This window comes from Sporosarcina koreensis (assembly GCF_001531445.1).
Lineage (GTDB): Bacteria > Bacillota > Bacilli > Bacillales_A > Planococcaceae > Sporosarcina > Sporosarcina koreensis_C.
Genome location: NZ_LQYA01000136.1, coordinates 44960 through 51953, shown reverse-complemented (window position 1 = coordinate 51953; position 6994 = coordinate 44960). Strand labels below are relative to the sequence as shown.

At 49.3% G+C, this 6994-nt stretch carries 7 protein-coding genes; 1 reads left to right on the top strand and 6 read right to left on the bottom strand.

Annotated features, from left to right (window positions below):
- From AWV70_RS24655 to AWV70_RS14550, 6 genes are all read right to left on the bottom strand, one after another.
- The coding region (locus AWV70_RS24655) for an ABC transporter permease (protein ID WP_349675586.1) at positions 1-389 on the bottom strand (389 nt) is incomplete at its 3' end.
- Entirely contained in the window at positions 386-1117 is a 732-nt protein-coding gene (locus AWV70_RS14570) for an ABC transporter ATP-binding protein (protein ID WP_060208636.1), read from the bottom strand. The genes AWV70_RS24655 and AWV70_RS14570, both read right to left, overlap by 4 nt.
- A 366-nt stretch (positions 1118-1483) precedes the next feature.
- The gene (locus AWV70_RS14565; RefSeq protein ID WP_060208633.1) at positions 1484-2020 is read right to left on the bottom strand and encodes an SF0329 family protein; all 537 of its coding nucleotides are present in this window, start codon (positions 2018-2020) and stop codon (positions 1484-1486) included.
- Positions 2017-2562: a GNAT family N-acetyltransferase gene (locus AWV70_RS14560; RefSeq protein WP_082713642.1), complete on the bottom strand. Its 546-nt coding sequence runs from the start codon at positions 2560-2562 to the stop codon at positions 2017-2019. The genes AWV70_RS14565 and AWV70_RS14560 overlap by 4 nt, the downstream gene beginning before the upstream one ends.
- Positions 2563-2854: 292 nt before the next feature.
- On the bottom strand, positions 2855-4825 hold the full coding sequence (locus AWV70_RS14555) for a S9 family peptidase (protein ID WP_060208630.1): 1971 nt from the start codon (positions 4823-4825) through the stop codon (positions 2855-2857).
- A gap of 77 nt (positions 4826-4902) precedes the next feature.
- On the bottom strand, positions 4903-5976 hold the full coding sequence (locus AWV70_RS14550) for a citrate synthase/methylcitrate synthase (protein ID WP_060208627.1): 1074 nt from the start codon (positions 5974-5976) through the stop codon (positions 4903-4905).
- Between the two features lie 104 nt (positions 5977-6080).
- Between AWV70_RS14550 and AWV70_RS14545 the strand changes: the two genes are divergently transcribed.
- On the top strand, positions 6081-6962 hold the full coding sequence (locus AWV70_RS14545; protein WP_060208624.1) for a LysR family transcriptional regulator: 882 nt from the start codon (positions 6081-6083) through the stop codon (positions 6960-6962).
- The last annotated feature ends 32 nt before the right edge of the window (positions 6963-6994 follow it).

The following is a 6994-nucleotide window of genomic DNA, read 5'->3' as shown; positions in this document are numbered from 1 at the left end:
GGAATGTCGACGGCTTGTGGCGGTTTCGGCAATGCGTTTTGTAGCCATTTCATCGTTGCGCCTGTAATGCTTGGATCGCTTCCTTCAAGGACGATAGATGGGGAGTTACCTTCCATTTTCAAATAGCCGTCGAGTTCCCGTGCGGCAAGTTTTTCCTTCGCTTCCGATTCAGTTTTGAAGGTCGATACTTGAGCGCCGTCTGTATCGATTTGATCGACTAGCAGTTCCGGCACATCGACCAATCCGATTTTCGGGGTGTAGTCGTCGCCGTTGAAGACGAAATAGAGCATCGTCAGCACGAGGATCGGCGCGAAAATCAGCAGACCAATCGTCCGTTTATCCCTGACGAGCTGACGGAGAATCCGTTTCACTAATGCCATCACTCTCATCGTTCCACGCCTCCGAAGACGAGGAATGCTTCCTCGATTGTTGAGGAGTTCGTTTGTTTTTTCAGTTCAGCAGGCGTGCCTACCGCGATCAGTTTCCCATCGCGGATCAGTCCGAGCCGATCGCATTTGTCCGCTTCGTCCATGACGTGCGTTGTGACGATGAGCGTCTTCCCTTGCGCTTTCAAATCCGTGAATGCGTTCCAGATGCTTTTCCGTAGAACAGGATCGATTCCGACTGTCGGCTCGTCGAGGATGAGCAATTCCGGTTCGTGAAGAAGTGCGATGGCGAGGGAAAGACGTCTTTTCATTCCGCCCGAGTAGTTCGAAACGAGTTTTGTAACATCGCCCGAAAGCTGGACGAGTTCCATCACTTCGTTGATGCGCTGTGCTTGTTTCTGCCCTTTCAATCCGTACAGCTCAGAGAAGAATTGAAGATTTTCCTTCGCTGACAACTCTTCATATAACGCGTCCGATTGCGCCATATACCCTATCCGTTTGATGAGATCCAGGGTAGGCATTTTCTCGTGAAATAAATGATTCTCCCCTTCCGTCGGCTCGTCAAGTCCCGCCAGCTCCTTCACTAACGTCGTCTTCCCGGCTCCGGACGGTCCAAGCAAACCGAAGATTTCCCCTTCATAGATGTCCATGTTGATATCTTTCAGAACTTGGTGTTTGCCGAAGCTTTTAGAGACGTGTCGGATGGATACGCATACTTCGCTTTTGTTCATGGATGGTCACCTCTTTTTAATAGTGAGTGATTACTCACTCCATTGTAATCTGTAAGAACTGGATTGTAAAGTGAGTAATCACTCATTATATTGTTATATGCGGGAAAGTTTGGTTGTAAAAGTTTTGGCGTCGCACTTATGCACTTAGATCAATCCGGGGTTTTGTGTTTTGGGTGAGTTCGATGTAGATAAGCTCATTTCAGGGCTTCAGACTCACTATTATTCAAGCGAATTCACTCGCATTCGTTTGGCTTGCAATCAGTATAAAGTGCTACGCAATCAATGGTAAATGCAACACAAACTCTATCCGATTACATGTAAAAAAGGATAGATGCCATTATGCTGGCAAACTATCCTCTTCTACTTTCAGCCATTCAGTTCATTGCGTAGCTTATAGCACTTCCGTACAAGATCCGTTTCTGTTTCAACGTTGATGTTGGTCCATCTTCTTTTCCCGAGTCGCCGGTCGAATAACACGATTGCTCGGATGAAGGGGTGCTCATGTGAGAGTGCGTTTTCGAAAGGCATATGGATGTAGTCGAACAATAAGCCGATGATTTCCGATGACGGGTAAATGCCCTGCTCTTTCACTTCGATTTCTGCATCATCATATGCTGCATGTAATTGCTTCAGCTCTTTGGATTCCCACATTTTTTGCCAATCAGAATCCCAATTTAAAGGATCGATTGCTCTTTCCTCAGTCAATTCCTGTCCACGTTTTGTGGCGGCGATGTTGTAGGGAATGTCGGAAGCTCGGAATATTTCCATGCCGTCAAAGGTGATTCGGAATGTCCCCGTTTGGTCATGGCTTTTCCGGTGAATGACACAATGGTATTCAATGCGTCCTTTGAGCGGTTCCAAAAGCAATCCTTCCGCCAATTGCTTTAGCTTCGACCATCTCATTTCGACTTATGCGCTTCCCATTCCTCGCGCAGCATGCCCATACGAATGGAGTCGTAGTAGGCGCCGTTCCAATAGCGGACTTTGCGGATTCGTGCTTCCATCGTCATACCGAGCTTTTCAGCGACGCGGATCATCCGTTCATTCCCCGACCATGTTGTGAGGCCGACGCGGACGAGTGGCATTTCGTTGAATAAATGATCGATCCACATCGTGAGCGCCTTCGTTCCGTAGCCGCCGCTCCAATATTTCGGCTCATAGATGAGGACACCCATCTCCAGCCAAAGGGACGGCTGATGCTCCCAATAGTAGCTGACCATGCCGACGAGCTCGCCGTCCACTTCAATGCCCCAATAATCGTCCTGCGCGACGACTTTGTCTTTCCGTTCAAGGAAAGCCTCATACGTCATCGTGTTATGCGGGAAATACGGCGCGTCCCATTTCTTCCATTCAGGATTCTCCTGTTTAAACGTCATTTCCCACATATGATGCAAATCTTCTTCTTTAATTGGGCGGATTGTTACGCCCTCTAGTGTATATGACAAATAAAATCCTCCATTTTAATAAAGGTCCAAAAAGGAGGACAAAAAGAACCGCGTAGTACTAGGAAGCGCAGCCTCCGAGCACCGCAGCGTATGCTTTTAATACGTGAGGAGCGGGGGAGCAAGCTGACGCGAAAAGCGTTATCGGCCTGCTTAGATGCGACAGGCATAAGACAAGTCGAAGTAGCGCCGCTTTTGGCGCGAATACGACTTGACTTATGACCCGAGCATCTGGCCGATGAAGCTAGACACAACGTAATACGCGAGGTCTTTTTCCCGGACTTTTTGAACTTCCTTATAGGTATTTCGCGAACCAGCCCGTAATCTCGTTCAACCTTTCAATCCGCAGATTCGGTGCGCCGGTCCGCGATAAGTTGTGGTCTGCATCTGGGAAGCGGACGAATTCCGTCTCTTTCCCCATGCTTTTCAATGTAATGTAGAGCTGCTCCGCCTGTTCGATCGGGCAGCGGAAATCTTTTTCCGAGTGGAGAATCAATAGCGGCGTCTCCACGTTTTCCGCGTATTTCAGCGGCGAGTGCTTCCATAGTGTTTCAACATCCTTCATGTCCGCGGCAATTTGCCAGTCGCTGAAGTAATAGCCGATGTCGGATACGCCGAAGAAGCTGATCCAGTTGCAGATCGAACGCTGCGTGACCGCTGCTTTAAAACGATTTGTATGGCCGACGATCCAGTTTGTCATGAAGCCGCCGTAGCTGCCGCCTGTTACGCCAAGGCGATCTTCGTCGATCCAGGAATTTTCCGCCAATACATAGTCGGTTGCCGCCATGATATCTTCATAGTCGCCTCCGCCATAATCGCCGCGGACGGCATCGACAAATTCCTGACTGTAGCCATGGCTGCCGCGCGGATTGATGTAAAGCACGCCGTAGCCTTTTGCAGCAAGCAGCTGCATTTCATGGAAGAACGTGTTGCCGAACATCGCATGCGGACCACCGTGGATGTCGACGATGAGCGGATATTTCTCGCAATCCTTGAAGTCCGTCGGTTTCATGAGCCATCCGTGCACGTCCCAGTCCTTCGCGCTTTTGAAAACAATCGCTTCCGGCTCGACGAGTTTGACTTCCTGTAAATAGTCTTTATTGAATGAAGTGAGGGCTTCCCTTTCGCCAGTCGCAATCGTTAATTGATAAATCTCGCCTGGGCTCACTGCAGAGCTCACCGCGACTAACGCGAAATCGCCTTCCCGATTCACATCATACCCGTAGACATGCTCGTTTTCCTGTGACGCTGGATACAATTCCCCTTCAAGCGTTGCGAAGTAAAGGCGGACGTCGCCCATCGATGACAACTGGAAATATAAGTGATTATCCTTCGTCCAGACGACACTTGGCGCGCTTGCCCCCTGCTGATGGTCCGCAACCGTATAGTCGCCGACCGGAGCATCGACGCTTTCCGTAATATTGATCCGGTTGCCGCGTCTCGTATCATATACATACAAATTGCCATGCGTAGCGTTCTGGAATGTACGGTCCGAGCCTGCGAACGCGATATAGTTGTCGTCGAATGAAAAACGAGCGCCGCCGTAATAGCCTTCCTCATCGACGATGACCGTCTCTTCTTTTGATTCGACATCGACCAAATAGAGCGGCTGACGGAATTCCCAGTCCAGGTTCTCGTTACGGTTCACACCGATGACAAGCTTGCTGCCGTCATGTGAAACGGCCTGCAGCGTATGCTGGTGATTCCCTTCCGTAAATTGTGTGATCTCTTCCGTTTCAATATCGATGACGCCGATTTGTTTGAATGAATCCTGTGGCAATAAACCGACGCCATCCATTTTGTATTTCATCTTCGTTACGCGTACGGGTTCCGGTTTCTTCTTTTCATCTTTCTCTTCTTTGTCCGTGAACGTCTTGCCTTCCTTCACCGAGGCGTCAAACCAGATTTTTTTACCGCAGGGTGACCATTCGAAGCTGGAAACGCCTTTTTCGAATGATGTGAGTTTCTTCGCTTCTCCTCCGCGGGCGGATAGGATGTATAGCTGATTTTTATCGTCGCGATTCGACAAAAAAGCGATTTGCTTGCCGTCGGCCGACCATTTTGGCGAGCTGACGCGGTGTTTGCCGTATGTCCATGGCGCCGTTTCTTTCGTCTCGAGGTCGATGTGGTACAGATTGGAAATATATTTGTTTTCCTCTTCGTCGATATGCGTTTTGATGAACAGCGCTTCTTTTCCGCCTGGAGAAAGCTGTGGATTCGTGACAGATTGCAATTTGAATAGATCGTTTTCTAGTAAGTTTCTCATTGGAATTCCCCCTTCATTTTTCTATCCTACATATTTCGACAACCGGAGGAGTTTCCCCTTTTTATTTTCGAATACTTTCATGATTTTTTTCCGATGTAGACGGATTGCGGCCGGAAGATCGTGTTGTCGCTCAGCTGTTCGATAGCGTGGGCGGTCCATCCGACCATTCTTGCTGCGCTGAATGTCGGGGTGAATAGTTCAGGCGGCATGTCGATTGCACGCATGATTGCAGCCGCGTAATATTCGACGTTCGTGTATAGTTTGCGTCCCGGCTTATACGTTTCGAGAAGTGCGATGATCTCTTTTTCGGCCGTTGTTGCGAGGTCGAGCCAGCCGTCTTGTCCCGCGAGCATATCGCATTTATCTCGCAATAAAATTGATCGGGGATCTTCCGTTTTGTAGATTCGATGTCCGAACCCCATGATTCGTTCACCGTTTTGCAGTTTCTTCCGGATGACGTGGGTAATGTTTTCTTGCGTGCCGATTTCTTCGAGCAGCTCGATGACGGCGGAAGGTGCACCGCCATGCAACGGGCCTTTCATTGCGCCGAGCGCCGACGTGACTGCCGCGGTCAAATCCGATTCCGTAGAAATGGTGACCCGCGCTGCAAATGTGGAGGCGTTCATGCCGTGCTCCATCGTCAATTTCAAGTACGTTTCGAGCGCTTCGACATGGACGTCTGCGGGCTTCGTTCCGGTCAGCATCCATAAGTAGTTGGCGGTATGTGTTAATGACGGGTCGGGTTCGACGATGGGCAATCCATTCGCATTCCGGTAATGCCTCGCGATGATGACCGGGAGCGCTGCGGTTAGGTGGCGCGCTTGCTGTTCAATCGGTTGATTCGTGAAATGATGGTGCGAGTATCCGGATATTGCGGTCCGCATTGCATCCATCAATGGCGTTTCAGATGGCAGGGCGTCGATGATTATTTTTACGTGTTCGGGTAATTCCCTGCCCTCTTGAAGAGTAAATGTTTCGTTTTGCTCAGGGAATTTTCCCGTCCATAGGAAGTAAGCAATCTCCTCGTATGAATGCTCGGTGATGAGTTCTCCTATTTTGGTTCCGCGGTACCGGAGTTCACCTATATCCCCTTCTACTGATGCAATTTTCGTGTGTACGGCAACGACATCTTTCAAGCCTTTTTGAAACATGATCATTCCTCCTTTTCTTCAGTATAGGAGGAAGGTATAATTAGGTAAATTGAATGTTTTGGAATGATTTGATTAATTTTAGTAATCAGGAGGAGGTTTGGCGAATGGACACGCAATGGCTTCGGACATTTGTTATGGCGGCAGAAACGTTGAACTTCAGGAAGGCGTCGGAGAAATTACTGTTGTCGCAGCCAAGCGTTACGGTGCATATCAAGTTGTTGGAGGAGCATTTGGGTGTTGCGTTATTCGATCGGATTAACAACCGCGTCACGTTGACCGATGCGGGCAGATTATTTTATGGGGAAGCTGAAAAGTTGTTGGCGGGGCTGGAGACAAGCGTGCATCGGATGCAAGCTTTTGCGCAAGGGTACCGCCGAATGTGGACAATCGCCATTTCGCCGCTTATGGCGGAAACGATTTTGCCATACTTCTTGCGGACGTTTATGGAAAAACACGCCGATGTGGAACTGACGATCCGGGTGGAGGAATCCGAGATGATCGAGCGCCTCGTCGATTCAGGTGAGGTCCATTTGGGCATTTCTGCTTTGGATACGGCTTTGAAAGGCATTGAATCGATCCGAATCTATGATGACCCGATCGTTTTCATCACGCCGACGGATAGCTACGACGAGGAAAGCGGACCGCCAGTCGATGTGGAGGATGCGCTACTCGGAAATTATTTGCTGACGCATCATCATCCTGTCTACTGGGATGATTTGCTTGTCATTTTGCACAAGCATGTGCCGGGTGTTCGCACGATGAAAGTAACGCAAGCGCATATTGCGAAACGGTTCATCCAGGAAGGACTCGGCGTCTCGTTCCTCCCCCACTCCATTGTCCGGCGTGAACTGACGGAAGGCCGACTTATGCGACCGCATTTTGATCTGTTCCCTCTGCCGACGGTTTCGACGTTTATTCTTGTGAAAAAGAAAGATGAGTTGGAGGAAGATTTTATTCGGGAGATCTCGGCTTATTATTTTGGGTAGGGAAAAAAAGCGATCCCCTTTGTAAAGGAATC